This window comes from Paracoccus sediminicola (assembly GCF_027912835.1).
In the GTDB taxonomy this organism is placed as follows: domain Bacteria; phylum Pseudomonadota; class Alphaproteobacteria; order Rhodobacterales; family Rhodobacteraceae; genus Paracoccus; species Paracoccus sediminicola.
On sequence record NZ_CP115768.1, the window covers coordinates 2,147,940 to 2,172,544 of the forward strand.

Annotated in this window: 26 protein-coding genes; 9 read left to right on the top strand and 17 right to left on the bottom strand. The window is 63.7% G+C overall.

Going from position 1 to position 24,605, the window contains the following annotated elements; all coding sequences use genetic code 11:
• Both ileS and queF read right to left on the bottom strand, forming a co-directional pair.
• Entirely contained in the window at positions 1-2,895 is a 2,895-nt protein-coding gene (ileS, locus tag PAF18_RS10640) for an isoleucine--tRNA ligase (protein WP_271115699.1), read from the bottom strand.
• A 205-nt stretch (positions 2,896-3,100) separates the two neighbouring features.
• A complete protein-coding gene (gene queF / locus PAF18_RS10645) occupies positions 3,101-3,562 on the bottom strand; it encodes a preQ(1) synthase (RefSeq protein WP_271115700.1) in 462 nt (153 codons plus the stop codon).
• Between the two features lie 154 nt (positions 3,563-3,716).
• Between queF and PAF18_RS10650 the strand changes: the two genes are divergently transcribed.
• The 3 genes from PAF18_RS10650 (at position 3,717) to PAF18_RS10660 (ending at position 5,503) form a co-directional block, all read left to right on the top strand.
• On the top strand, positions 3,717-4,592 hold the full coding sequence (locus PAF18_RS10650; RefSeq protein ID WP_271115701.1) for a DMT family transporter: 876 nt from the start codon (positions 3,717-3,719) through the stop codon (positions 4,590-4,592).
• Between the two features lie 135 nt (positions 4,593-4,727).
• Complete coding sequence (locus PAF18_RS10655) at positions 4,728-5,132, top strand: group III truncated hemoglobin (RefSeq protein ID WP_271115702.1); 405 nt, start codon at positions 4,728-4,730, stop codon at positions 5,130-5,132.
• 47 nt (positions 5,133-5,179) lie between these two features.
• Positions 5,180-5,503, top strand: coding sequence for a VOC family protein (locus PAF18_RS10660; protein ID WP_271115703.1), 324 nt, complete (start codon positions 5,180-5,182; stop codon positions 5,501-5,503).
• 3 nt (positions 5,504-5,506) lie between these two features.
• Here PAF18_RS10660 and rnr read toward each other — a convergent pair whose 3' ends face one another.
• Genes rnr through PAF18_RS10680 form a run of 4 tightly spaced genes read right to left on the bottom strand, consistent with a single transcriptional unit; the run spans position 5,507 to position 10,175 of the window.
• Positions 5,507-7,768 (bottom strand): ribonuclease R, encoded by a 2,262-nt coding sequence (rnr, locus tag PAF18_RS10665; protein ID WP_271115704.1) that lies wholly within the window; start codon positions 7,766-7,768, stop codon positions 5,507-5,509.
• A 38-nt stretch (positions 7,769-7,806) separates the two neighbouring features.
• Positions 7,807-8,238 carry a GNAT family N-acetyltransferase gene (locus PAF18_RS10670; protein WP_271115705.1) on the bottom strand — a complete coding sequence of 144 codons (432 nt, stop codon included), beginning with the start codon at positions 8,236-8,238 and terminating at the stop codon, positions 7,807-7,809.
• Positions 8,235-9,380 (bottom strand): succinyl-diaminopimelate desuccinylase, encoded by a 1,146-nt coding sequence (gene dapE / locus PAF18_RS10675; protein WP_434802259.1) that lies wholly within the window; start codon positions 9,378-9,380, stop codon positions 8,235-8,237. Before dapE ends, PAF18_RS10670 begins: the two co-directional genes overlap by 4 nt.
• A 21-nt stretch (positions 9,381-9,401) precedes the next feature.
• Positions 9,402-10,175, bottom strand: coding sequence for a sulfite exporter TauE/SafE family protein (locus PAF18_RS10680; RefSeq protein ID WP_271115707.1), 774 nt, complete (start codon positions 10,173-10,175; stop codon positions 9,402-9,404).
• Between the two features lie 292 nt (positions 10,176-10,467).
• Between PAF18_RS10680 and PAF18_RS10685 the strand changes: the two genes are divergently transcribed.
• On the top strand, positions 10,468-11,004 hold the full coding sequence (locus tag PAF18_RS10685; RefSeq protein ID WP_271115708.1) for an META domain-containing protein: 537 nt from the start codon (positions 10,468-10,470) through the stop codon (positions 11,002-11,004).
• A 1-nt stretch (position 11,005) separates the two neighbouring features.
• On the opposite strand, the gene PAF18_RS10690 is transcribed toward PAF18_RS10685, so the two are convergent.
• Positions 11,006-11,467, bottom strand: a complete 462-nt coding sequence (locus PAF18_RS10690) for an Lrp/AsnC family transcriptional regulator (RefSeq protein WP_271115709.1) — start codon at positions 11,465-11,467, stop codon at positions 11,006-11,008.
• A gap of 152 nt (positions 11,468-11,619) precedes the next feature.
• Here PAF18_RS10690 and ald point away from each other — a divergent pair, with 152 nt between their 5' ends.
• Positions 11,620-12,732, top strand: coding sequence for an alanine dehydrogenase (gene ald / locus PAF18_RS10695; RefSeq protein ID WP_271115710.1), 1,113 nt, complete (start codon positions 11,620-11,622; stop codon positions 12,730-12,732).
• A gap of 76 nt (positions 12,733-12,808) precedes the next feature.
• On the opposite strand, the gene mscL is transcribed toward ald, so the two are convergent.
• From mscL to argH, 6 genes are all read right to left on the bottom strand, one after another.
• Positions 12,809-13,249: a large conductance mechanosensitive channel protein MscL gene (gene mscL, locus PAF18_RS10700; protein WP_271115711.1), complete on the bottom strand. Its 441-nt coding sequence runs from the start codon at positions 13,247-13,249 to the stop codon at positions 12,809-12,811.
• Positions 13,250-13,479: 230 nt separating this feature from the next.
• The gene (locus tag PAF18_RS10705; protein WP_271115712.1) at positions 13,480-15,954 is read right to left on the bottom strand and encodes a DUF4175 domain-containing protein; all 2,475 of its coding nucleotides are present in this window, start codon (positions 15,952-15,954) and stop codon (positions 13,480-13,482) included.
• Positions 15,955-16,016: 62 nt separating this feature from the next.
• Positions 16,017-17,285, bottom strand: a complete 1,269-nt coding sequence (gene lysA / locus PAF18_RS10710; protein ID WP_271115713.1) for a diaminopimelate decarboxylase — start codon at positions 17,283-17,285, stop codon at positions 16,017-16,019.
• A complete protein-coding gene (locus tag PAF18_RS10715; protein WP_271115714.1) occupies positions 17,285-17,536 on the bottom strand; it encodes a DUF2834 domain-containing protein in 252 nt (83 codons plus the stop codon). Before PAF18_RS10715 ends, lysA begins: the two co-directional genes overlap by 1 nt.
• Positions 17,526-17,660 carry a hypothetical protein gene (locus PAF18_RS10720; protein ID WP_271115715.1) on the bottom strand — a complete coding sequence of 45 codons (135 nt, stop codon included), beginning with the start codon at positions 17,658-17,660 and terminating at the stop codon, positions 17,526-17,528. Before PAF18_RS10720 ends, PAF18_RS10715 begins: the two co-directional genes overlap by 11 nt.
• A complete protein-coding gene (gene argH / locus PAF18_RS10725; RefSeq protein WP_271115716.1) occupies positions 17,657-19,063 on the bottom strand; it encodes an argininosuccinate lyase in 1,407 nt (468 codons plus the stop codon). Before argH ends, PAF18_RS10720 begins: the two co-directional genes overlap by 4 nt.
• 24 nt (positions 19,064-19,087) lie before the next feature.
• Here argH and PAF18_RS10730 point away from each other — a divergent pair, with 24 nt between their 5' ends.
• Positions 19,088-19,630 (top strand): TlpA disulfide reductase family protein, encoded by a 543-nt coding sequence (locus PAF18_RS10730; protein WP_271115717.1) that lies wholly within the window; start codon positions 19,088-19,090, stop codon positions 19,628-19,630.
• Here the strand turns inward: PAF18_RS10730 and PAF18_RS10735 are convergent.
• Entirely contained in the window at positions 19,608-20,183 is a 576-nt protein-coding gene (locus PAF18_RS10735) for a DNA-3-methyladenine glycosylase I (protein WP_271115718.1), read from the bottom strand. The genes PAF18_RS10730 and PAF18_RS10735 overlap by 23 nt on opposite strands.
• A gap of 90 nt (positions 20,184-20,273) precedes the next feature.
• On the opposite strand from PAF18_RS10735, the gene PAF18_RS10740 reads away from it, so the two are divergent.
• The 3 genes from PAF18_RS10740 to phbB all read left to right on the top strand — a co-directional run bounded on the left by PAF18_RS10740 (position 20,274) and on the right by phbB (position 23,289).
• On the top strand, positions 20,274-21,098 hold the full coding sequence (locus PAF18_RS10740; protein ID WP_271115719.1) for an EAL domain-containing protein: 825 nt from the start codon (positions 20,274-20,276) through the stop codon (positions 21,096-21,098).
• Positions 21,099-21,307: 209 nt separating this feature from the next.
• Positions 21,308-22,480, top strand: a complete 1,173-nt coding sequence (locus PAF18_RS10745; RefSeq protein WP_271115720.1) for an acetyl-CoA C-acetyltransferase — start codon at positions 21,308-21,310, stop codon at positions 22,478-22,480.
• Between the two features lie 83 nt (positions 22,481-22,563).
• Positions 22,564-23,289 carry an acetoacetyl-CoA reductase gene (phbB, locus tag PAF18_RS10750; protein WP_271115721.1) on the top strand — a complete coding sequence of 242 codons (726 nt, stop codon included), beginning with the start codon at positions 22,564-22,566 and terminating at the stop codon, positions 23,287-23,289.
• 76 nt (positions 23,290-23,365) lie between these two features.
• Here phbB and PAF18_RS10755 read toward each other — a convergent pair whose 3' ends face one another.
• The 3 genes from PAF18_RS10755 to PAF18_RS10765 all read right to left on the bottom strand — a co-directional run bounded on the left by PAF18_RS10755 (position 23,366) and on the right by PAF18_RS10765 (position 24,548).
• A complete protein-coding gene (locus PAF18_RS10755; protein WP_271115722.1) occupies positions 23,366-23,530 on the bottom strand; it encodes a YdcH family protein in 165 nt (54 codons plus the stop codon).
• Positions 23,531-23,605: 75 nt separating this feature from the next.
• Positions 23,606-24,346: a tRNA1(Val) (adenine(37)-N6)-methyltransferase gene (locus PAF18_RS10760; protein ID WP_271115723.1), complete on the bottom strand. Its 741-nt coding sequence runs from the start codon at positions 24,344-24,346 to the stop codon at positions 23,606-23,608.
• Positions 24,339-24,548, bottom strand: coding sequence for a putative signal transducing protein (locus tag PAF18_RS10765; RefSeq protein ID WP_271115724.1), 210 nt, complete (start codon positions 24,546-24,548; stop codon positions 24,339-24,341). The genes PAF18_RS10760 and PAF18_RS10765 overlap by 8 nt, the downstream gene beginning before the upstream one ends.
• Positions 24,549-24,605 lie beyond the last annotated feature (57 nt).

Consider the following 24,605-nt stretch of genomic DNA (forward strand, 5'->3'; position numbering starts at 1 on the left):
TCATGCCGACAGCACTGCGTCGCAGCGCGCGCAGAGACCGGGATGATCATGCGTGCCGACATCGGGCAGTATCTTCCAGCAACGCTGGCATTTCTCGCCCTCGGCCCGCTCGAACACCACGCCGACGCCCTGAATGTCGGGCATGCGGAATGCTTCGGCAGGGATCGGGTCGGCGGTCAGATACAGATCCGAAGTGATGCAGATATCTTCGAAATTCACCGATTTCAGCGCTTTGAGCATCTGATCATCGCGGATATGGACCACCGGCGCGGCTTCCAGGCTGGCCCCGATGGTCTTGTCGGTCCGCTTGAGTTCCAGCGCCGCCGTCACCACCCGCCGGGCGCGCCGCACGCCGTCCCATTTGGCGGCGAGCGGCTCGTTCAGCCAGTCGGCAGAGGTTGCCGGGAAATCATGCAGATGCACGCTGTCATCGTCGGACGGGAAGCGCGACAGCCAGACATCCTCCATTGTGAAGGGCAGGATCGGCGCGAGCCATGTCACGAGGCGATGGAACAGCAGATCCAGAACCGTCCGCGCCGAGCGGCGGCGCAGGCTGTCCGCCGCGTCGCAATACAGCGCGTCCTTGCGAATGTCGAAATAGAAGGACGACAGATCGACGGTCGCGAACTGGAACAGCGCCTGGAAGACACCCTGAAAATCATAGGCATCGTAGCCTTGCCGGACCTTGTGATCGAACTGCGCGAGCCGATGCAGCACCCATTGCTCCAGCTCGGGCATCTCGGCGGGCTCGACCCGCTCAGCATCGCTGAAGCCCGAGAGATTCCCCAGCATGAAGCGCAGCGTGTTGCGCAGACGCCGATAGCTGTCCGCGGTGCCTTTCAGAATCTCCGGCCCGATACGCTGATCTGAGGTGTAATCCACCTGCGCCACCCAGAGCCGCAGGATATCGGCCCCATATTGCTTGATGACCTCCGCCGGAACGATGGTGTTGCCAAGCGATTTGGACATTTTCATGCCCTTCTCGTCGAGCGTGAACCCGTGGGTGAGCACGCCGCGATAGGGCGCACGACCCTTGGTCGCGCTCGCCTGCAACAGCGATGACTGGAACCAGCCGCGATGCTGGTCGGTGCCTTCCAGATACAGATCGGCGATCCCGTCGGTTGCGCCATCCTCGCGGTCGCGGATCACGAAGGCATGGGTCGAGCCAGAGTCGAACCAGACATCCAGCACGTCCATGACCTGCTCGTATTCCCCGGGATCCACGATGCCGCCGAGCATCTTTTCCTTGAAGCCCTCGGCATACCATGCATCTGCGCCGTCCTTTTCGAAGGCCTCGACGATGCGGGCGTTGACCCGTTCGTCGCGCAGCAGGAAGCCCTCGGCATCCGGCTTTGCGCCCGACTTCACGAAACAGGTCAGCGGCACCCCCCAGGCGCGCTGCCGCGACAGCACCCAGTCGGGGCGGTTTTCGACCATCGAGTGAATGCGGTTCCGCCCCGTCTGCGGCGTCCATTTCACCAACTCATCGATGCTGGTCAGCGCACGGGCACGGATCGAGTCGCCATACTCGCCCAACCCGTCATCCAGCGGCTTGTCGATCGCGGCGAACCACTGCGCCGTGTTGCGATAGATCAGCGGCGCCTTCGAGCGCCAGCTATGCGGATAGCTGTGTTTGATCTTGCCCTTGGCCAGCAGCTTGCCCGCCCAGGCGAGGTTCTTGATGACGCTGACATTGGCCGGACCGTCCTTGCCATCCGGCTGGATGATCGCCTCCCCACCGAAGATCGGCAGATCGGCGCGGTAGGTCCCGTCGGGCTCGACATTATAGGTCATCTTCAGCCCGTGCTTCAGGCCAAGCTGATAGTCGTCGTCACCGTGGCTGGGCGCGGTGTGCACGAAGCCGGTCCCGGCCTCGTCGGTGACGTGATCGCCGGGCAGCATGGGGACATCGTAATCCCATTCGCCCTCGGCATTTTCGACGCCGCGGAACGGGTGGGCGAGGGTCAGCCCTTCCAACTCGGACACTGCCACATCGCGCAGGCGCTCATGACGTTCGACCTTCGCCGCCTGCATCACCTGCGCGGCGAGCGCATCGGCCAGAACCAGCTTCTCGCCCGGCTGTGCCGTTGCGTTCTCGGCCGCCTCTTTGACCTCATAGAGGCCATAGGCGATCTCGGGATTGAAGGCGACGGCGCGGTTCTGCGGGATGGTCCAGGGTGTCGTGGTCCAGATCACCACCGAAGCCCCGTCCAACTCAGCGTTGACGGGCGTGAACCGCACCCAGATCGTATGGCTGGTATGGTCGTGATACTCGACCTCCGCCTCGGCCAAAGCGGTCTTCTCGACCGGAGACCACATCACCGGCTTCGACCCCTGGTATAGAGAGCCGTTCATCAACAGCTTCATGAACTCCTCGGCGATGACCGCCTCGGCGTGATAATTCATCGTCAGATAGGGATCGTCCCATTTGCCAGTGACGCCGAGCCGCTTGAACTCTTCGCGCTGCACGTCGATCCAGTGATCGGCAAAGTTGCGACATTCGCGGCGGAACTCGACCGTATCCACCGCGTCCTTGTCCATGCCCTTCTGGCGATACTGCTCTTCGATCTTCCATTCGATCGGCAGGCCGTGGCAGTCCCAGCCCGGCACGTAGCGCGCATCCCGTCCCATCATCTGCTGCGAGCGGGTGATGAAATCCTTCAGCACCTTGTTCAGCGCGTGGCCGATATGCAGGTTCCCGTTCGCGTAAGGAGGACCGTCATGCAGGATAAAGGGCTTGCGCCCTTCGGCACGGGCGCGCAGCGTGTCATAGATCTCCAGCCGGGCCCAACGCTCCAGCCATTCGGGCTCTCGGGCAGGAAGGCCGGCGCGCATCGGAAATTCGGTCTGCGGCAGGAAAACGGTATCGCGGTAATCGGGGGTCTGGTCGCTCATCTGGGCGGTCCTCTGGGTCGGTCGTTTCGGCAGAATTCATCCCGACGGCGCGAAACCTCACACCGCCGGGCCGCTAATTCGTATGCCGAACGCCTGAAAACTCATGCCCGCCTCTATAGGAACGCCGCCACCAAGCTGCAAGCGCTGCCCTCACCCTGAGCCAAATATCCCGGCGAGTCGCCGGCACGGCGACGGGGCAGCGCCCCTATCCGCGTCCGCGATAGGGTGCAACGCCCTGATCCGGCAGCCAGACCCCATCCGGTGCCGGGCCGGTCTGCCAGAACACGTCGATCGGCATGCCACCGCGCGGATACCAGTAGCCGCCGATCCGCAGCCATCGCGGATCCAGCGTCCCGGCCAGCCGCTTGCCGATCGTCACGGTGCAATCTTCATGAAATGCGCCGTGGTTGCGGAAACTGCCGAGAAACAGCTTCAGCGACTTCGATTCGATCAGCCAGTCTCCGGGAAGGTAGTCGATCACCAGATGCGCGAAATCGGGCTGGCCTGTCATCGGACAGAGGCTGGTGAACTCGGGCTGGGTGAAGCGCACCACATAGGCTTCACCCGCCTGCGGGTTGGGCACGCGCTCCAACACGGCCTCGTCGGGACTGGCGGGCAGTCCGGCGTTCTGGCCAAGCTGGGTCAGACCGTCAGTGTAGTGGGACATTCGAAGCTCCTGTTTTGACCGGGTGGACTGCGACCGGTGCGCGGGGCATAGCAGCGCGTCGGCACCGCGTCAAAATCGCGTTGCGGGGAGCGCCCGAGATTGCAAAACTGCTCTCTCGCCGGCGGCATTAACGCCGATTGCCTCGGAGCGGTGCATGCAAAATCAGAATGATGGTATCTGGTTGCGGCTGGCGGCTGCGTTCCTGATTACCGCCATGTCCGCGCTGGTCCGAGAGGCCTCCGATCAGGCCACGCTCGGGCAGATCATCTTCTGGCGCTCGGCGCTGGCGATGCTGCCAATCTGCATCTACATGGCCCTGCGCGGGGACTTCCCCGGCGCATTCCGCACCCGCCGTCCCGGCGCGCATTTCCTACGCGGTGTCATCGGCGCGGTGGCGATGGGCATGTCGTTCATATCGCTGACCTATCTGCCGGTGGCTCATGCCGAGGCGCTTGGCTTTCTCGGCCCCGTCCTGGTCCTGCCCGCCGCCGCGCTGCTGCTGCGCGAGACGATTTCGCCGCGATTGATCTGCGCGGTGGCCATCGGCTTTGGCGGGGTCATCGCCATGCTGTGGGAGGGGATGACCATGCCCGGCGAAGGCGCGATGATCGGCATTGCGGCGGGGCTGGCCTTTGCCGGGCTGACGGCGATCTATCGGGTCTATGTCAAGGCGATGACCCGCACCGAAAGCGCGGCGACGATTTCGTTCTATTTCGCGGCCTTCACCACGGTTGTCGGGCTCGCAACCCTGCCCTTCGGCTGGAACGAGACAGATTTCTATACGAGCTGCGTCCTGATTGGCGCGGGCATTCTTGGCGGGCTGGCCCATATCGCCGCCACCGAGGCAATGGCACGGGCGCCGGTTTCGGTGCTTGCCCCTTTCGACTTCACCGGGCTTGTCTGGGCGGTTCTGTTCGACCTGGTTCTGTTTGCGACATTGCCGGGCGCGGCGGGCTGGCTGGGGATCATTGCGATCACCGTCGCAGGGGTCCTGGTGATGACCCCGCCGCGGCCAAGGGTGGCGGGCTGAGCATGCTGCCGCAAGCAAAGCGTGCGACCTTGTATCTCTTGCATCGCCCGCAGGCAGGCGTCATCTCTCGGATATGTTGCCCTGCGAAGGCGGCTTTTCACCGCATTCCCGCACGCGCCAACCGAGAGCCGTGACATGACCCTTCCGCCACGCTTCGAGATCAGCGCGGACCAGATCGACCGCGTCGTGCAGATCTTCTACAAGGCGGTCCGGGCGGAGCCGGTGCTCGGCCCGGTCTTTGCCAATCATGTGACGGACTGGCCTGCCCATGAGGAAAAGATAGCTCGGTTCTGGCGCAATGCGATCCTTCACGAGCGCAGCTATGAGGGCAGTCCGCAGCGGGTTCATGTGCAAGCCGGTAACGTGCGACCAGAGCATTTTGCGCGATGGCTGGCACTGTTCGACGAAACGCTGCGACGGACCCTGACCGAACCGCAGGCGGCAGCCTGGTCGGCGCTCGCGCATCGCATCGGGGCCGGTCTGCGCATGGGCGTCCAAACCGCGAGACAGCCGAAAGACGGGCCTCCGGCCTTGCGCTAAGACGCGAATTGCACCAGAACATAAAGTGAACATTTTGGGAGCGTAGCATGAAGATCGATTATGTCGAATTCTCCTCGCCGAATATGGCGAAGACCACGGATTTCTTCGCCTCGGCCTTTGGCTGGGGGTTCAACGATTACGGCCCCGAATATCAAGAGCTGACCGGTGCAGGGATCTCTGGCGGGATAGCGGCAGGCGAGGCCGCAGCACCGCTGATCATCCTGCGCAGCAACGATCTCGAGGCTGCATTGGTCAAGGTTGAGCAAGCCGGGGGAAAGATCACCCGGCCCATCTATGACTTCCCCGGCGGGCGTCGTTTCGAGTTCACCGAGCCGGGCGGCACTGCCATGGCCGTCTGGTCCGACACGTAAAGCTCAGCCCTGCCGCCGCTTGCGCCTGGCCTTCTTGGCCGCAGCCTTGGCTTTCGCCTTCGATGAGGCCGGGCGGCGACGCAGCGGGCGGCGGCCGCGCCTGTCCTTGGGACCGCGCGCGACGCTGTCGCCCTCCAGTTCCAGCAATTCCAGCGTCAGCCCGCCGGTCAATGGCGAGGCCTCGGCCAGTCGCACCTTGACCCGCTGACCAATGCCGATCTCGAGCCCTGTTTCCGAACCGATCAGCATCTGCGCGTCGCGGTCGAAGTGGAAATACTCGTTCCCGATCTCGCGGATCGGGAGGAGTCCGTCCGCGCCGGTCTCGTCCAGCTTCACGAAAGCGCCGAATTTCTGCACGCCGCTGATCCGTCCGGTCATCTCATTGCCGACCCGCTCGGCCAGATAGGCGGCGAGATAGCGGTCCGTCGTGTCCCGTTCGGCCTCCATGCTGCGGCGTTCGGTATTCGAGATCTGCGTCGCAGTTTCAGACAGATTCTCGATATCCCATTCCGACAACCCGTCCCTGCCCCAGTTGTGACCCGAGATCAGCGCGCGATGCACGATCAGGTCGGAGTAACGGCGAATGGGCGAGGTGAAATGAGCGTAGGACTTGAGCGCCAGCCCGAAATGGCCGTAATTTTCGGGATGGTAATAGGCCTGCGTCATGGAACGCAGGGTCGAGATATTGATCAGCTCGGCGAAGTCGGATTCCTCGGCCTGCGCCAGAAGCCGGTTCAAATGGCTGGTATGCAGCACCTGACCCTTCGCCAGATTGAAGCCAGAGGCCTGCGCAACCTCGCGCAACGCCTCCATCTTTTCGAGGCTTGGTTCTTCATGGACGCGGAACAGCAGCGGCCGGTCGAGCCGGGTCAGCTCCTCAGCGGCGGCGACATTGGCCAGCACCATGAACTCTTCGATCAGCTTATGGGCGTCGAAACGCTCCTTGAACTCGACAGATTTCACGCGGCCATCATCGCCCAGCACGATCTGACGCTCAGGCAGGTCCAGATCCAATGGCTGACGGCGCTTTCGGGCCGATTTCAACAGCTCATATGCCTGCCAGAGCGGGGTGATCGCGCTGTCCATCAGCGGCTCGGTCTGCGCGTCGGGTTTGTCGTCGGCACCGGCCTGCGCCTGCTCATAGGTCAGGCTGGCGCGGGAGTTCATCATGCCGCGATGGAATTTATGGCTGATCTTGTTGCCCTGCCCGTCGAGCCGCATGCGCACGGCGATTACCGCGCGGTCCACCCCCTCATGCAGGCTGCACAGATCGCCCGATAGCGCGTCGGGCAGCATCGGCACCACGCGGTCGGGGAAATACGAGGAATTGCCACGCCGCCGCGCCTCGCGGTCGAGCGCGCTGCCCGGGGTGACGTAATGCGCCACATCGGCAATCGCGACCCAGATCACCATGCCGCCGGGGTTTTTCGGGTCGGTATCGGGCATCGCCGCCACCGCATCGTCGTGATCTCGCGCATCGGCCGGGTCGATGGTCAGCAGAGGCAGGTCGCGCAGATCCTCGCGGCCCTTCATCCCTGCGGGCTCTGCGGCCTCGGCCTCGGCGATGACCTCTTCGGGAAATTCGTCGGGGATACCGTGCTGGTGGATGGCGATCAGGCTCACCGATTTCGGCGCGGACGGATCGCCCAGCACCTCCAGCACGCGCGCCTGCGGCAGGCCCAGCCGACCCTTCGGGCCTGATTGCTCTGCCTCGACCAGCTCGCCATCCTCGGCACCCTGGCTGTCACCGTCGCGCACCTGCCATTCGCGGTCAGAGCCCTTGTCGATCGGCAGGATACGCCCGCCCTCGGTGCGTTTGCGGTAGATGCCGACAATGCGGTTGCGGGTTTCGCCGATGCGGCGGATGAGGCGGGCAATATAATCGTGATCCTCGCCCTTCACCTCGATCAGCCGGGCAAGGATCCTGTCACCCTGACCAAGCGCCGGGTCGGCCTGTCGCGGCTGATAAAGAATCCGCGGCACCGGACCTTCGCCGCGATATTCCAGCGGGCGGGCGAAGATATCGCCATCCTCGTCCGGCCCCTGCAATTGCAGCACCGTGACCGGCGGCAGCCGCTCGGCATCTCGATAAGATTTGCGGCGACGCTCGAGCCGGCCATCTTCGGCGAGTTCTTTCAGCAGCCGCTTCAGCTCGATCTTGTCAGAGCCCTTCACGTTGAAGGCTTTCGCAATATCTCGTTTCGACGCCGCGTCGGGGTTCTCGGCCACCCAATCGAGGATCTGCTGCTTGCTCGGCAATGCCATGCTGGCCCTTTCCCCGGCCATGCCGGTCTTGCGCTGGCTCAATCCGCGGCGGAGGGGCCAAGTTCCAGAACCATGTCGCGATGCGGAATATTCGCGTCAAGAAATTCCGGCCCATAAGCGGTGAAGCCGAGCTTCTCGTAAAAGCCGATGGCGCTTTTCTGCGAGGCCAGCTTTGCCTTCTTTACACCGCGCGCCCGCAGAATATCGAGCGCCTCACGCATGATAGCGGCGCCAGCCCCGGTGCCCCGCGCCGCAGGAAGCACACAGACGCGGCCGATCTTGCCAGCCTCTCCGTCGATCAGCATCCGCGCCGTGCCGACCGGCCGATCGCCGATCCAGCCCAGCACATGCAGCGCCTCGCCATCGCGCCCGTCCCATTCCTCGGCTTCCGAAACGCCCTGCTCTTCGATGAAAACCACGCGGCGCAGCTGCCGGCAGGTTTCGAGATCGGTGGTGAGTTCGGTCCTCATGCGAAATACGCCTCGAGGATGCGGCGATAGACATTTTGCAGCGCCCGAACCTCATCCGAGGGGACACGCTCATCGACCTCATGCATGAAGCGACCGACCAGACCGAACTCTACCACAGGGCAGTGATCCTTGACGAAGCGCGCATCGGAGGTGCCGCCCGAGGTGGACAGAACGGGCCGGCGACCGGTCTCGGCCTCGACCACATCGCGCACCAGATCGACGAAAGGGCCCGGTGCGGTCAGGAAGCTGTCTCCCGAGAGACTGGGTACAAACGTCAGCGACACCCCGGTCGCGGCAGAGATTTCTTCGGCAACGCCTCGCATCCGCGCGTCGAGGCTGCCCGCGTCATGCAGATCGTTGAAACGAATGTTGAATTGCGCCGTGGCGGTCTCGGGCACCACGTTCCCGGCCGGGTTGCCGCAATCGATCGTGGTGACCTGCAATGTGGACGGGTCGAAATGATCCGAGCCCTCATCCAGCGGTTCAGAGGCGATGCGGTCGAGAAACCGGCACAGCGCGTGCAGCGGATTGCGCACTTTGTGGGGATAGGCGGCATGGCCCTGCACCCCGCGCGCGGTGATCCGATAGCTGAGCGACCCGCGCCGCCCGATCTTCATCATCTCGCCGAATTCTTCGGGATTGGTCGGCTCGCCCACGAGGCAAACCTCCATCCGCTCGCCCTGAGCATCCATCCAGTCGAGCAGCGCGCGCGTGCCGTCACGTCCCGGCCCCTCCTCATCGCCGGTGATGGTGAGGATGATGGCACCGTCGGGCGGAGCCTTGCCGACCAGCTCGATCGCGGCGGCGGTGAAGGCGGCCACGCCGGATTTCATGTCCGTCGCGCCGCGCCCCCAGATGGTGCCTGCCTCGTCGAGATGGCCGGAAAAGGGCGGATGGGTCCAGCTTGCCAGGTCGCCAGGCGGCACGACATCCGTATGGCCGTTGAAACCGAAGCTTCGGGCAGCCCCTTTCTCACCCCATCGCGCGAACAGGTTCGGCACGCCGTTCCGGTCCACACGCGTGCATTCGAAGCCGGCCTCGGTCAGCAGATCCGAGAGCAGGGTCAGGGCCCCCGCCTCTTCCGGTGTGACCGAAGGGCAGCGGATCAATCTGGCGGTCAGTTCGGCGGCGTCCATCTCCACTCCCTTCGACATGGCTCGGAATTACCCTCCGCCGAGCAGAATTTCCACCCCGCGCCGCACCAGGTTCAGCCCGGTGATGACCAGCAACACAAGCGTCCAGCGCCGGAACTGCGAAACGTCCAGCCGGTCATGGACTTGCAGCCCGACCAGCATCCCGGCCATGCCCGGCAGGACCAGAAGCGCCGAAAGCGGCAATGTGTCGGCATTCAGCACGCCCGATACCAGATGCGCCGTCATCAGCACCACGGAGCCAAGCAGGAACACCACGCCCTGCACGCGCATCTGATCGGTCTTCGAAACCCCGACCGACAGCAGATAGACGATGAGCGGCGGCCCCCAGATCCCCGAGATGCCACCATAAAGACCGCCGATCACCCCCGAAACGATCTCGGCCCGCCGGGCATGGTGGATGGGCAGTTTCAGCGGCCGCCCCGATAGCTGCCAGAGCGCAAAGCCCACGATTGGCAGGCCGAGTAGCAGCAGCATGAGGCTTTCAGGGACGCGTCCGACAAAGGCGGCGGAGACGGCGATGAACAGAACCACCGCGCCGATATGCCAGCGGAACTGCCGTACGGAACCCAGCGCCTTGCCGACCCCCTGACGCCCGGCCTGAAGCGTATTCGTGACCAGTGTCGGCATGATGAGCGCGGCAAGCGCCTGTTCCGGCGGCATCACCGAGGCAAAGGCCGACATCATGATCATCGGCATGGCGAAGCCCACGGCCCCCTTCACGAAGCCCGAGAAGGCGGTCACGGCAAAGACAAACCAGAACAGGGCGGGATCGAGGCCGAACATGCGTGGCAGCTTAGGGCCGCGACGTCTCGCCGCAACGGTAAAGCGCCGTCAAACCGTGGCATGTCGGCAACATGTTCCCCGGGATCTGCGTTTTGCGGCAACATGTGGAGGCGACGACGCCGAAGAACCGTCATCTGCGCAGCGCCTTGATTATCCAAGCCACCGCCACGAAAACCGGTGGAAAAGCCGCGTTGTGCACGCTCTTGGCTGACATATCAGTGAGTTGACCCTTGAACTCCACAGTGCAATCCCGGCTCAATCACTAATGATTCGTTAACCCGGAGACGCTGCCATGTTCCGCCAACTCACCGCCGCCGCGCTTGCGACCCTCGCGCTTGCCGCCTGCGAGCCGACCGCCACTGCAACGCCTGATGAGCCATTTTCCACCGTTCCGACCGGCGACTATGTGCTGTTCAACATCGGCGGCGACGTGCTTAGCGTGCGGCACACCACCATGACCATCTCGCCCACGCAGATCAGCGGCCGCACCGGCTGCAACAGCTTCGCTGCACCGATCTCGGGGACGCCGCCGGAAATCGTCGTGGGCGACATCCAGACCGCTGGCCGGACCTGCCGCTGGAGCGCGCAGGAAAACGCGTTCTTCAACGCGCTCCGCGCCGCCAATCGGATAACCTACGAGGACGGCGTGATGCGCATCGCGGGCGGTCCCGACACGCTGACCTTCGAATATGGCCGCCTCGCCTCGCGCGACGGGATCATCGGGCGCAACCTGAACCCGAATGCCAACACCGCCACCGAGACCGTGACCCCGACGCCGGTCAGTGCCACCGCAGCTGCGGTTTCGCCGGTGGAATCCGCGGTTCAGTAAATCAAAGCGGCAGGGCCGTGGTTTCGGCCACGGTCCTGAGCGCAAAGGATGAATGCATCTGCGCCACACCAGGCAAGCGGGTGAGATATTGCCGATGGATGCGGGCAAAGTCATCCGTATCCTCGACCACCAGCTTCAGCAGATAATCCGCCGTACCCGCCATCAGGTGGCATTCCAGCACATCCGGCATCGACCGGACCGCGCGCTCGAAGGATTCGAGCAGCTCGGTCGCTTGGCTCGACAGGGTTATCTCGACGAATACCGTGGTCTGTCGGGCCAGCTTGCGGCGGTCGAGCAGCGCCGCGAAGCCCCGGATCACCCCCTGCTGTTCCAGCCGCTGCACACGACGATGACAGGCCGAGGCAGACAGATTCACCCGAGCCGCCAGATCGGCATTCGTGATTCGCCCATCCTTCTGGATAATCTTCAGAATCCGGCGGTCTGTGGCGTCGATCTCGGTCAATGATCAAATATCTTCGAGTAAAGTGAACTTTGCTGCAATAATCTTCGAAGTGGACCATTTGCTCAAGGGTAAGTTCGGTAGGATTTTTCGGCGATTTCATGTCAGCCTTGCGACAAGGCCGCTCTCGGCCAGCATTGGAGATGGAGGACAGGATGCTGATAGGTTGCCCGACAGAGGTGAAACCGCAGGAATATCGCGTGGGTCTGCGCCCCGATGCCGCCGCCGAGGCGATCTCTCGCGGGCACAAGGTGGTTGTGCAATCCGGTGCCGGACTTGGCTCGGGCTACACGGATGACGACTATGTCGCGGCAGGTGCGGAAGTCGCGCCGGATGCGAAAACCGTCTTCGACAGCGCCGACATGATCGTCAAGGTGAAAGAGCCGCAGCCGGCGGAGCGGAAGATGCTGCGGCGCGGGCAGATCCTGTTCACCTATCTGCATCTCGCGCCCGACCCGGATCAAACGCGCGATCTTTTGGATTCCGGCGTGACGGCGATTGCCTATGAGACCGTCACCGATGCGCGCGGCGGTCTGCCCCTGCTGGCGCCCATGTCCGAAGTGGCCGGGCGACTGGCACCGCAGGCCGGGTCCTGGGCGTTGCAAAAGGCCAATGGCGGTGAAGGCGTCCTGCTGGGCGGTGTGCCGGGCGTGCGTCCTGCCAATGTCGTCATCATCGGCGGCGGTGTCGTCGGCACGGCAGCAGCGCGTGTCGCAGCGGGGATGGGGGCGAATGTCACCGTGCTCGACCGTTCGATCCCGCGTCTGTCCTATCTGGACGATATCTTCATGGGACGGCTGACCACTCAATACGCCACCGCCGCTGCCACCGCAGAGCTGCTGCCGACAGCGGATATGGTGGTCGGCGCGGTGCTGGTCCCCGGTGCCGCCGCGCCGAAGCTGGTCACCCGCGATCAGCTTTCCACCATGAAGCCGGGCGCGGTGCTGGTGGATGTCGCCATCGACCAGGGCGGCTGCTTCGAGACCTCGAAGGCCACGACGCATCAGGATCCGATCTACGAGGTGGACGGAATCGTGCATTACTGCGTCGCCAACATGCCCGGCGCCGTACCGCGCACATCGACGCAGGCGCTTGGCAATGCGACGCTGCCCTTTACGCTCGCCATCGCCGACAAGGGCTGGCGTCAGGCGGTGAGCGAGAACCCGCATCTTCTGGCCGGATTGTCGACCCATGAGGGCAAGCTGACCTCGGCCCCGGTTGGTGCGGCTCTGGGTATCGAATCGGTCGCGCCGGAATCCGTGCTCTGACCGGCATCACAGCCAAAACAGAAAAGGCCGGGAGGGTTCGCCCCTCCCGGCCTTAATCATTCATGACATTCGCGGATCAGACCTGGGGGCGTGCGCGCAGCTCGTCACGGATCTGGGCCAGCAGCTCTTCCGTGGTCGGACCGGGCTCTTCGGCCGGGGCTTCCTCTTCCCGGCCGACGACCGAATCCTTCGCACGGTTCACGGCCTTGACCAGCAGGAAGACGACGAATGCGATGATCAGGAAATTGATGATCGCCGAGAGGAATGCGCCCCAGGCGAAGACGTTGGCCCCGGCTTCCCGCGCGGCTTCCAGCGAGACGCCGTCCGCGACATCGCCCGAAAGGACCCAGTATTTGTCCGAGAAGTCCATCCCGCCGAAGATGAGACCGATGATCGGGTTGATCATGTCGGCCACCAGCGAGGTGACGATTGCAGTGAAAGCGGCACCGATGATGATACCGACCGCCATGTCCATGACATTGCCGCGGGCAATGAATTCCTTGAACTCTTTGATCATGCGTTTAACCTTTCCTCGTTCGCGCACTCGGTAGCGGCGCCTAAAGCATTCTTCACATAAATCAAGTGTAACGTAACATCATGACAACTGATCGGTCATGGTGGGTCTGATAAAGCACACTGCAACCAGAAAGCTGACGGCGCCCCCATAAGAGCAGGCTAAAGGCACGGATTAATATTCTGGCTGAGGACTGGCAGCGAGGGGCCAATTTGTCAGCAAGATAGCAGCGTTCAAAACTGCTCAATCAGCCGGTCGAGATAATCCCGCTCGTCCTGCGGACGGTCGCGCTCGCCCAGCCGGCGACGGATCTCGTCCTGAAGATCGCGGGCACGGCTGTCATCGCTCTGGCCATCTGCCATCTGCTCGTCCGTCGCGACGCCTCCGCCCGAGCCCTGCATCGCCCGACCAAGCGGATCGCGACGCGGCGGCGAGATGCCGCGCTGACCCTGATCGCCGTCCTGGCCACCGCCCTGCTGAGCTTCCTGACCTTCCTGGCCTTCGCCCCGCTGGGCCTGCTGTTCAGCCTCTCCGGGCTGGCGCCCCTGATCCAGGGCCCGGATGCCGTCACGCAGCGCCTCGATCGCCTCGGCCTGCCGGTCAAGCGCGCCCGCCGTGTCGCCGCCGCGCAGCGCCTGTTCGGCATCCCGCATCGCCCGACCGGCGCGATCCATGGCCTCGCCTGCCGCCTCGCCCTCGGGTGTGCCACGTTCCGGCATCAGCCCGCGCTGCATCCCCAGATCGTCGCGCAACTGCTGCTGACGATCCGCGAGAGATTGCGGGTTTGCCCCCTCGCCCTCGCCGCCGCGCTGCTCACCATCCAGCCCCATCCATTCATCCTGCATCTGGCGGAATGCATCGTCGGCCAGATCCTGCTGCTCACGCAATGTCTCGGCCATGCGTCCGGTCGAGTCGCGGCCCCCGCCCTCACCGCCCTCGCCACGGCGGACCTGCATGTTCTCCATCATCCGGTTGAATTGTTCCAACAGAGCCTGCGCCTCGGCCATGCGGCCTTCGTTCATCAGCCGCTGGATTTCATCCATCATCTCCTGAATCTGGTCGCCGCTCATGCTTTGCATCGGCGAGCGGTCGAATCGCGAGGCGGGGTCTTCGCCCTGCTCGGCCAGCCGGTCCAGATAATCATCCGTGGCCCGGCGCAGCTCGTCCATCAGCTCTCTGATCTCGTCCGGCGAGGCACCGCGCCGCATGGCCTGGGCGAGCCTTTCCTGCGCACGCCGCATCCGTTCGAGCGCATCGGCCAGACCGCCATCTTCGAGCTGGATCGCCGTGCGCCACAGCGCCTCGGCAAGGGCATCGCGCTGCGTGTCGGTCAGATCCTCGGTCTCCAGCCCGGCGATGACTGCGCGGAGATCGGTGAGGATCTGAGGTTGGATAAACCCCTCTGGCTGCCAGGTGATCGCGCGCAAAATTTCTGCCGCGACAACAGCGTTGCTGCGGTTCCACAGAATATCGCGCCGCAGCTCGATCAGCGCGGCCGCGAACGGGTCGAAGAACCTGCGTCCCGGCAGTTCCATCTGCAACACATCCGAACTCGCGCTCTGCCCGATACCGTCCTGCGCATCGAGCCTGATGCGCACCGGCAGATTGGCCCAGGCATGTTTCTTGAGATCCGCCGATAGCTGGCCTTCCACCTCGGCCCGCGCCCCGCGCAGGGGCAGGCGGATCCGCAGCGGGTCACGCGGCTCAGGCGCAATTTCCAGCCCGAAGCGGCGGTCGATCCCGCCCATATCGAGCGAGATCTCAGCATGTCCCTCAACGACTCCGAAATCGTCGATTGCCGTGAACGGCTGGATGAGCTGGCCATCGGCGCGCCGTTCCGCCGGCGGGCCGAGCGCGATGCGCGGCGGGTCGTCGGGCCGGACCGTAATGCGGATCTCGCGGTCGTCGACGGCCAGGGTGCCGTCCCGCTCGACCCGGAATTCCGGCGCCTGGGTCTCGGTCTCTGCGGTGGCGGTGCCGATACTCTGTGTGACCTCGCGGGACCCGCCATAGAGCCGCAGGCTGATGATGCTGCCCTCGGGAAGCTCTAGCGTCTGCTCTGGCGGGTGGTCGTTCAGATAGATGGTTGGCTTGCGCGTATAGGCCGGGGGCTCTGCCCAGCCTTCCCAGCCCAAACCGGTCATGGCCGGGCCATCGGCGGTTTCCGACAGAGGCCGGGCCGGCGCGAGGGCGGCAAGCCCCTGACCGAGCTGCGCCGCGCTGCCGAACAGCAGCGCCATGGCCAGTGCGGTCAGCCCCGCGAGGCGCAGCGCAAAGGGATCACGGCGCGACAGCTCTGCATCCGGTGCGACGGCGCGGGCACCAAGGAGATGCTCGGCCATCTGCGCGCGATGCGCCTGCCAAAGCGCACCATCGCCACCGATCGCCGGGCTGTCCCTCAGCGCAGAAAGGGGGCGGCCCGGCAGCGTCGCATCAAGTCTGCGTTCGGCAGCATCGCTTGCGGGTTTGCGGAAGCGCAGCGCACCCCAGATCAGCGCAGACAGGATCAGCAGCAGCAGCCCACCGCCCACATAGGGACGCGCCTCGTTGGGCACGGCCTCCACAGCACCGAAGCCAAGGCAGGCCAGAACCAGAAAGATCAGCGTCGCCAGCGGCCAGAACGCGCGGGCCAGCGATTCCCACCACAGCCCGGCGCGTGTCATGCGCAGGGCGCGGTTCACGCGCGGTGTGTAAGGGTCATCTGGCATGGGCGGGCTCATCGCATCCATCCTGCGGCGCGCGGGTCGCGCGGGCAAGGGATTCCTGCGCCTCAGAGCCAATCGGGCAGGGCTTCGCGCGCGAGAATCTCTTCCAGCGAAGGCCGGGGCCGGATCACGGCGAAACGGTCGCCATCGACGAGCACCTCTGGGATCAAGGGCCGCGTGTTGTATTCCGACGCCATCACCGCCCCATAGGCCCCGGCAGAGCGGAAGGCGACGAGATCGCCATCGGCCAGCGCAGGAAGCTGGCTGCCTTTCTGGAAGGTGTCGCCCGTCTCGCAGACCGGGCCGACGACGTCATAGGCGCTGAGTTCGGCCCCCGTTGCTGGCTCGGCGACCGGCACGATGTCGTGATGCGCGCCATACATGGCAGGGCGGATCAGGTCGTTCATCGCCGCATCGAGGATCAGGAAATCGCGGCCCTCACCCTGCTTCACATAGATGACCGAGCTCAGCAGGATGCCGGAGTTCCCGGCGATGTTGCGACCGGGCTCGATCTCGATCTCGCAGCCCAGATCGCCCACTGTCTCGCGCACCACCTGACCATATTCGATGGGCAGGGGCGGCGCGCTGTTGTCGCGCTTATAGGGGATGCCAAGCCCTCCGCCCAGGTCGAGCCGTCGGATCTGGTGCCCGTCCGAGCGCAGGGCCCGCGTCAGCTCGGCCATCTTGCTGTACGCCTGACGATAGGGCAGCAGATCGGTCAGCTGGCTGCCGATATGCATGTCCACGCCCACCACCTCGATCCCCGGAAGTGCCGCTGCCTGCGCGTAGGCGGCGCGGGCGCGGGCGATGGGGATGCCGAACTTGTTTTCGGATTTGCCGGTGGCGATCTTTTCATGTGTCCGTGCATCAACATCCGGATTCACCCGGAGTGCGATGGGCGCGATGGTATCCATGCTGGCCGCAACCTCGGACAGAGCCAGCAATTCAGGTTCGGATTCCACATTGAACTGACGGATCCCGCCTTCGAGCGCCAGCCGCATCTCGTCACGGGTCTTGCCGACGCCGGAAAAGACGATCCGATTGCCGGGAACCCCGGCGGCGCGGGCACGGGCATATTCGCCGATAGAGACCACATCCATCCCTGCACCAAGATCGCCGAGCAGTTTCAGCACGGCAATATTGGAATTCGCCTTCACCGCATAGCAGATGAGATATTCTGGCGCCCAGGACAGCGCCTCCTGAAACACGTTGAAATGCCGGGTCAGTGTCGCCGTGGAATAGATATAGGCCGGCGTGCCTATCTCCGTGGCGATGCGGGTCAGCGGCACATCCTCGGCATGCAGGATTGAATCGCGGTAGTTGAAGTGATCCATCAGGAAATCCTGCCCGAGCGGAAGAAAAGATAAAGCGGCAGCGCGCAGCCAATCCCGAACGTCAAGGCCAGCAGCGTCGCGAGCGCCCACCAGTTGCGGCGCAGGGTCGTCTCGATCAGGCACCAGAGCGCCAGCGTGACCATCGCGACCGCTTCCGAGCCCTGCGGCGCTTCAAGCGCGCGCGCGAAAACCGCGCCGAGCAGCGCAAGCCCCAGCCAGCAGAGCCGCAGCGGTGTCAGATCAGAGATCATTCACGCGCACGCCCAGCGTCGCCTCGCCCGAAACGCGGAGCCCGGGCGGCTCCGGCCGTTCGGGGGGGCCATCGACACCGCAGGCCGACAGAAGCAGAACAGCCGCGAGCCAATACCTTGTCATGCCAGCCTCTCCCGCCAGCGGGCGATCTGCGCGCGCACCTGGTCCGGCGCGGTGCCACCATAGCTTTGCCGCGAAGCGACCGAGTTATGCACCCCCAGCACCGAATAGACAGACTGGTCGATAGCCGGATTGACCGACTGCATGTCTTCAAGCGACAGCGCATCCAGATCGCAGCCCTTCTTCTCGGCAAGCGCGACCAGAGAGCCGGTCGCGTGGTGGGCATCGCGGAAAGGCAGCCCGGCCTCGCGCACCAGCCAGTCGGCGAGATCGGTTGCGGTCGAGAACCCCGCCGAGGCCGCCGCCTCCATCTTCTCGCGATTCGCGGTCAGATCGGCCAGCATCCCGGTCATGGCGGCAAGCGCCAGCATCAGGTTGTCGGCAGCGTCGAAGACCTGCTCCTTGTCCTCCTGCATATCCTTGGAATAGGCCAGCGGCAGCCCCTTCATCACCGTGAACAGCGCCACATTCGCGCCGAGGATCCGCCCGATCTTGGCGCGGATCAGCTCTGCCGCGTCGGGGTTGCGCTTCTGCGGCATGATGCTGGAGCCGGTGGACCATTTGTCGGACATCGACACGAAGCGGAACTGGGCAGAGGACCAGATCACCAACTCCTCGGCCAGCCGCGACAGATGCACCGCGCAGATCGACGCCGCCGAGAGGAATTCGAGCGCAAAATCCCGGTCGCTGACCGCGTCGAGGCTGTTTGCCATCGGCCGGTCGAAATCGAGCGCCTTTGCGGTCGCCTCGCGGTCGATGGGATAGCCCGTCCCGGCAAGCGCCGCCGCACCAAGGGGCGATTCGTTCATCCGCTTGCGCGCGTCGTGAAAGCGGGACAGATCGCGGCCGAACATCTCGACATAGGCCATCATGTGATGCCCCCATGTCACCGGCTGCGCCGTCTGAAGATGGGTGAAACCGGGCATGACCCAATCCGCCCCGGCTTCGGCCTGACCGAGCGCCGAGCCGATCAGCGCCCGCAGCGCCTGGATCGCCGCATCGCACTGATCGCGGACCCAGAGCCTGAAATCCGTCGCCACCTGATCGTTGCGCGACCGGCCCGTATGTAAGCGGCCCGCGGGCTCGCCGATGATCTCCTTCAGCCGCGCCTCGACATTCATGTGAATATCCTCAAGCGCCTCGCTGAACGGGAAATTTCCGCCCTCGATCTCTGACATGACCGTGAGCAGCCCTTCCCGGATCGCCTCGGCATCGTTATCCGTGATGATGCCCTGCGCCGCGAGCATCGCGGCATGGGCCCGGCTGCCCCGGATGTCCTGGGCGTAGAGCCGCCGGTCATAGGCGATCGAGGCGTTGATCGCCGTCATGATCGCATCGGGACCGGAGGCGAAGCGCCCGCCCCACATGGCATTGGCTGTGTGATCGGGCGTCTTGGCGTCGGTCATCAGTTAAGGTCCGAGAGGTTGAACATGCTTCGTCTGCTGATCCTTTATACGGCGCTTGCTGCCGGTGCAAACACGGCGCTCGCCGGAGAGATCGACCTTGAGGCCGCGAAAGCGGGGGGAATCGATCTGGTCGCTGTCGAGGATGAGGCTCTGCCGGATCTGACATTCACCGACCCCGAGGGAGGCGAACGTCGGCTCAGCGACTACGAGGGTCAGGCGGTGCTGCTGAATTTCTGGGCCACCTGGTGCGCACCCTGCCGCGAAGAGATGCCGGCGCTGAACACGCTGCAAAAGGATTACGGTGGCGAGGATTTCCAGGTCGTCACCATCGCGACGGGCCGCAATCCGCCCAAGGCGATCGACAAATTCTACGCCGAGGCCGAACTCGATGCGCTGCCCGTTCTGCTCGATCCGCGCCAGAAGCTCGCGCGGGAATTCGGTGTGCTGGCGATGCCCGCGACGATCCTGATCAACGCCGAGGGCAAACAGGTGGCACGCCTGATGGGGCCCGCGGAATGGGCGTCAGAGGCAGGGCGCGACATCGTCACCCAGCTGACAGCGCCCTGACCGGCGCGTGGCGGTGGCAGGTGACGACATGATCGTTCACCATCCCGACCGCCTGCATGAAGGCATAGCAGATCACCGGGCCGCAGAAATTGAAGCCACGCTTTTTCAGCGCCTTCGACATGGCCACCGACTCGGGAGTTGAGGTCGGTACGTCTGCAAGGGTCCGCGGGCTGTTCTGGATCGGGTCGCCGCCGACGAACTGCCAGAGCCAAGGCGTGAAGCCTTCCGTCGATTCGATCTCCAGGAACAGCCGCGCGCCGCGAACGGTCGCATCGATCTTGCCGCGATGCCGAATGATGCCGGGATTTTGCAGAGCATTTTCGATATTTTTTTCGTCCCAACGAGCAACCCTTTCGGGATCGAACCCTTCGAAAACCTCGCGGAACGTGTCTCGTTTGCGCAGGATGGTGATCCAGCTCAGCCCGGCCTGAAACCCGTCCAGCACGAGTTTTTCCCAGAGCGCGCCCGGATCGCGCTCGGGGACGCCCCATTCCGTATCGTGATATTCGACATAGAGCGGATCGGTTCCACACCATTCGCAGCGTTCTACCATAGCGTTAATCCTTAACCGAAGATCCTCTCGGACTTCACCGGAGCTTAAGACATCATCCCGACAATAAACCCGAACAGCAAGGATGCGGGCATGAAGGATAGCGGGCAATTGGGCGAAGATGCGGCGGTCTCGCCGCTGGATTACGTAATCGATCAGCGCAGCCGTCAGACCATGGCGGTGGTCGAAAGGGCGATCTCGCGCGGCGATGTGGTGTTGGCGTTTCAGCCCATCGTCCAGGCGGACCGGCCCGCGCAGCCCGCTTTCTTCGAAGGGCTGTTCCGGGTCATCGACGATACAGGGCGCTTCGTACCGCTGCGCGACTTTCTACCTAAGGCCGAAACGACCGAACTCGGGCGGCGAATCGACTGCATTTCGCTGGCGCTCGGGCTGAATGCGTTGCGGCAGGACCCGTCTATGCGGCTGTCGATCAACATGTCCGCCCGTTCGATTGGCAACCCTGTCTGGATCGAAACGCTCCGGCTCGGTCTCGCAGGCGATGCCCTTCTGGCTGAGCGGCTGATTCTCGAAGTGACCGAAAGCTCTGCCATGGATATGCCCGAATTGGTCGTGCCCTTCATGCGCGACCTGCAACAGCGCGGTGTCAGCTTCGCGCTCGACGATTTCGGCGCGGGCCATACGTCTTTCCGCTATCTTCGCGAATTCAGCTTCGACATGATCAAGATCGACGGCCAGTTCATTCGCAAGATCGCAGATCAGCCCGACAACCAGGTGCTGACCGCTGCCTTGCAGGCGATTGCCCATCATTTCGACATGTTCACCGTCGCCGAATCGGTCGAAACTGCCGATGAGGCAGCATATCTGATCGAGATGGGCATTGATTGCCTCCAGGGCTTCTATTTCGGCGCGCCGACGATCACGCCGCCTTGGTCCACACCGAACGCTGCCGCGCGCTGAGTTTCTTGGGCGTCGCACAGTCAAGGGCCGGTAACCGACCAAGCATTTCATCCGAAATGCATTTTCGGCAACCTCCTTCATGGACGCCAGACCCCGGCTCGCCTTTTCGGCTCCTATAAGCAGAGCGCCTTGACGCTGCGTCTGAGTTCGGCATGGTGAAGAGAACGGCCTCGAGCCCGCCAGGATTGCATACCCGAAAGGATGATCTCATGACCAATGCCGTAATCGTCTCTGCCGCCCGCACCCCGGTAGGCAGTTTTCTCGGCGCCTTCGCCAATGTGCCCGCGCATGATCTGGGCGCTGCCGTGCTCGCCGAGGTGGTCAAGCGCGCCGGCGTCGATCCCGCCGAGGTGAGCGAGACGATCCTTGGCCAGGTTCTCACTGCCGGTCAGGGCCAGAACCCGGCCCGACAGGCGCATATCAATGCCGGGCTCCCCAAAGAAGCGCCGGCCTGGCTGCTGAATCAGGTCTGTGGCTCTGGACTGCGTGCGGTCGCGCTCGCGGCGCAACAGGTCATTCTCGGGGATGCGCAGGTCGTGCTGGCCGGTGGACAGGAATCGATGTCGCTCTCGACCCACGCTGCCTATCTGCGCGCCGGTCAGAAGATGGGCGACATGAAGCTGATCGATACGATGATCCGCGATGGTTTGTGGGACGCGTTCAACAATTACCACATGGGCCAGACCGCTGAAAACGTCGCCGACCAGTGGGAGATCACCCGCGACCAACAGGACGAATTCGCGGTTGGCAGCCAGAACAAGGCCGAAGCTGCCCAGAAAGAAGGCCGCTTCCAGGATGAGATCGTGGCCTACACCGTGAAGGGCCGGAAGGGCGAAACGGTTGTGGAAGAAGACGAATATATTCGCCACGGTGCCAATCTCGAAGGGATGCAGAAGCTGCGCCCGGCCTTCACCAAGGAAGGCAGCGTGACCGCCGGCAACGCGTCGGGTCTCAATGACGGCGCCGCCGCGGTGATGGTCATGACCGAGGAAGAGGCGAATCGCCGCGGTCTGACCCCGCTGGCGCGCATTGCCTCCTATGCCACTGCCGGGCTGGATCCGGCGATCATGGGCACCGGCCCGATCCCGTCGAGCCGCAAGGCGCTGGAAAAAGCCGGCTGGAAGGTCGGCGATCTGGATCTGGTCGAGGCGAACGAGGCCTTTGCCGCACAGGCCTGCGCCGTGAACAAGGATATGGGCTGGGACCCGGCCATCGTAAACGTCAATGGCGGCGCCATTGCCATTGGCCACCCGATCGGCGCTTCCGGTGCGCGCATCCTGAACACGCTGCTGTTCGAGATGAAGCGTCGCGACGCGAAAAAGGGTCTGGCGACGCTGTGCATCGGCGGCGGCATGGGCGTCGCGCTCTGCGTGGAACGCTGATCCGTAATGGCGCGCAATGACCTTGCGCCACAAGCACGTGAAGTTAGCAATATTTCAATATAATTCAGTAGATGGGGGGAACTATGTCCAAGACAGCGATCGTGACCGGAGGCTCGCGCGGTATCGGCGCGGCGATTTCGAAGGCGCTGAAAGAGGCGGGCTATAGCGTCGCGGCGAATTACGCCGGGAACGACGAGGCCGCGAAGTCCTTCAGCGACGAGACCGGCATCAAGACGTTCAAGTGGTCTGTCGCTGATTACGATGCCTGCGCTGAGGGTGTGAGGAAGGTCGAGGAAGAGCTCGGCCCCGTCGCCATCCTGGTCAATAATGCCGGCATCACACGCGACGCCATGTTCCACAAGATGACGCCGCAGCAGTGGAACGAGGTGATCGACACCAATCTGACCGGCCTGTTCAACATGACCCATGTGGTCTGGGGCGGTATGCGTGAGCGGAAATTCGGCCGCGTCATCAATATCAGCTCGGTGAACGGCCAGAAGGGTCAGGCGGGTCAGGCGAATTATTCGGCGGCAAAGGCTGGCGATATCGGCTTTACCCGCGCCCTCGCGCAGGAGGGTGCCCGCGCCGGGATCACGGTCAACGCCATCGCTCCGGGTTATATCGGGACCGAAATGGTGCGCGCCATTGACGAAAAAGTTCTGAATGAGCGTATCATTCCACAGATCCCGGTCGGCCGTCTGGGCGAGCCGGAAGAGATCGCACGTTGCGTTGCTTTCCTGGCGTCGGAGGATTCCGGCTTTATCTCGGGCTCGACGATCTCGGCAAATGGCGCTCAGTTCTTTAGCTGAACCATCAGCAACGTCGAGAACGGATATGAAAAAGGCCCGCGCGGATCGCGCGGGCCTTTCTCGTCAAATTGGATCATCAATGATTAAGTCTTGAAATTTCTTCTTTGAGCCGGAGCTTTTCCCGTTTCATTTCAGCGATTTCGAAGTCCGATGTGCCTGGGGCGCGCTGCGCCTGTTCCACTGCTTTCGAGAGATGCTCATGCTTCTCGCGGAGTTTCTCGATGTGGGAATCGACTGACATTATCGTCCTCCTCTGTGATGTCGAACATGACAATTTCATCACAGAATCCCGATTCTGTCACGGTGAAACGCGCGCTCAGACGCTGAGCATTTGACCGAACCGCAGAACTGCCTGCGCCGCCTGCGTCAGATCCTCTCCATCGCGCAGATGCTGTCCGGATTCATGCATGATGAAGGGCGCACGCAGGGAAAGCGGACCTCTCGCGCCTTTTTTCGCAGTCAAGATGACGCGACCTGCATCGCGCCCGGCACGCGCTGCAATCGGCAGGACGGTCACATCCCCTGCCCGCGCCATCAGACCGGCCAGAATCGCATCGAGCCGCGAAGCCAGATGAACCATCGTCAGGACCCCGCCCGGCCGCAGCCGCCGCAGAGCGACTGTGATCCACTCGTCGAGCGGCGTCTCTTCATGCCGTGCTGCTGCACGGTCGGCGGAGGGCGCGGCGGTGCCGCTGTCGAAATAAGGCGGGTTCATGATGACGTGATCGAAGCTTTGCGCGCGCAGCTCTGCTGGACGCGCCGCCAGATCGGCTGTGATCACACTCATCGCCACCGCGTTCCGCGCGGCATTCTGACGCGCCAGAGCTGCCGTGCCAGCCTCTCGCTCGACCCCGGTCACTCGCAGTCCGGGCTGGCGCGACAGCAGGCACAGCGATGCCACCCCGACCCCGCAGCCCAGTTCCAGCACCGTCTGCGCGCCAATTGCCGGGCACGCGGCCGCCAGCATCACCGCATCGGCTCCGGCGCGATAACCCTTGGCCGGCTGCTCTATGTGCAGTCTGCCGCCAAGAAACGCGTCGATGCGCGTGTTACTCATCCAGACCGTGGTCCCGCAGGATCGCGCTGGCCATGAAATGATCGCGGTCCGCCACCATCAGCCGTCGCGGCAGGATCCCGAGCGAGCCTTCCAGCACGCTCATATGCTGATCGAGCGCATAGGTCTCGATCCCGTCCGAGCGGAGGACATCCTGCGCGCGCATCAGCCGCAACGGGTCGGTGGTTCTGAGCAGTTCTTTCATGACGGGAACGGTATCCAGCGGTTGCGCGGCTGTCCATCGCGTGGCAATTGCAGTCAA

Coding starts and splice junctions, on each gene's coding strand:
- PAF18_RS10740 (WP_271115719.1), top strand. CDS start 20,274: ATGAAGGATAGCGGGCAATTGGGCGAAGATGCGGCGGTCTCGCCGCTG.
- PAF18_RS10650 (WP_271115701.1), top strand. CDS start 3,717: ATGCAAAATCAGAATGATGGTATCTGGTTGCGGCTGGCGGCTGCGTTC.
- queF (WP_271115700.1), bottom strand. CDS start 3,562: ATGTCCCACTACACTGACGGTCTGACCCAGCTTGGCCAGAACGCCGGA.
- PAF18_RS10705 (WP_271115712.1), bottom strand. CDS start 15,954: ATGCCAGATGACCCTTACACACCGCGCGTGAACCGCGCCCTGCGCATG.
- PAF18_RS10760 (WP_271115723.1), bottom strand. CDS start 24,346: ATGAGTAACACGCGCATCGACGCGTTTCTTGGCGGCAGACTGCACATA.
- ald (WP_271115710.1), top strand. CDS start 11,620: ATGCTGATAGGTTGCCCGACAGAGGTGAAACCGCAGGAATATCGCGTG.
- PAF18_RS10745 (WP_271115720.1), top strand. CDS start 21,308: ATGACCAATGCCGTAATCGTCTCTGCCGCCCGCACCCCGGTAGGCAGT.
- PAF18_RS10670 (WP_271115705.1), bottom strand. CDS start 8,238: ATGAGGACCGAACTCACCACCGATCTCGAAACCTGCCGGCAGCTGCGC.
- mscL (WP_271115711.1), bottom strand. CDS start 13,249: ATGATCAAAGAGTTCAAGGAATTCATTGCCCGCGGCAATGTCATGGAC.
- PAF18_RS10715 (WP_271115714.1), bottom strand. CDS start 17,536: ATGATCTCTGATCTGACACCGCTGCGGCTCTGCTGGCTGGGGCTTGCG.
- PAF18_RS10730 (WP_271115717.1), top strand. CDS start 19,088: ATGCTTCGTCTGCTGATCCTTTATACGGCGCTTGCTGCCGGTGCAAAC.
- lysA (WP_271115713.1), bottom strand. CDS start 17,285: ATGGATCACTTCAACTACCGCGATTCAATCCTGCATGCCGAGGATGTG.
- argH (WP_271115716.1), bottom strand. CDS start 19,063: ATGACCGACGCCAAGACGCCCGATCACACAGCCAATGCCATGTGGGGC.
- PAF18_RS10735 (WP_271115718.1), bottom strand. CDS start 20,183: ATGGTAGAACGCTGCGAATGGTGTGGAACCGATCCGCTCTATGTCGAA.
- PAF18_RS10755 (WP_271115722.1), bottom strand. CDS start 23,530: ATGTCAGTCGATTCCCACATCGAGAAACTCCGCGAGAAGCATGAGCAT.
- PAF18_RS10720 (WP_271115715.1), bottom strand. CDS start 17,660: ATGACAAGGTATTGGCTCGCGGCTGTTCTGCTTCTGTCGGCCTGCGGT.
- PAF18_RS10660 (WP_271115703.1), top strand. CDS start 5,180: ATGAAGATCGATTATGTCGAATTCTCCTCGCCGAATATGGCGAAGACC.
- PAF18_RS10680 (WP_271115707.1), bottom strand. CDS start 10,175: ATGTTCGGCCTCGATCCCGCCCTGTTCTGGTTTGTCTTTGCCGTGACC.
- PAF18_RS10765 (WP_271115724.1), bottom strand. CDS start 24,548: ATGAAAGAACTGCTCAGAACCACCGACCCGTTGCGGCTGATGCGCGCG.
- ileS (WP_271115699.1), bottom strand. CDS start 2,895: ATGAGCGACCAGACCCCCGATTACCGCGATACCGTTTTCCTGCCGCAG.
- rnr (WP_271115704.1), bottom strand. CDS start 7,768: ATGGCATTGCCGAGCAAGCAGCAGATCCTCGATTGGGTGGCCGAGAAC.
- PAF18_RS10685 (WP_271115708.1), top strand. CDS start 10,468: ATGTTCCGCCAACTCACCGCCGCCGCGCTTGCGACCCTCGCGCTTGCC.
- phbB (WP_271115721.1), top strand. CDS start 22,564: ATGTCCAAGACAGCGATCGTGACCGGAGGCTCGCGCGGTATCGGCGCG.
- PAF18_RS10655 (WP_271115702.1), top strand. CDS start 4,728: ATGACCCTTCCGCCACGCTTCGAGATCAGCGCGGACCAGATCGACCGC.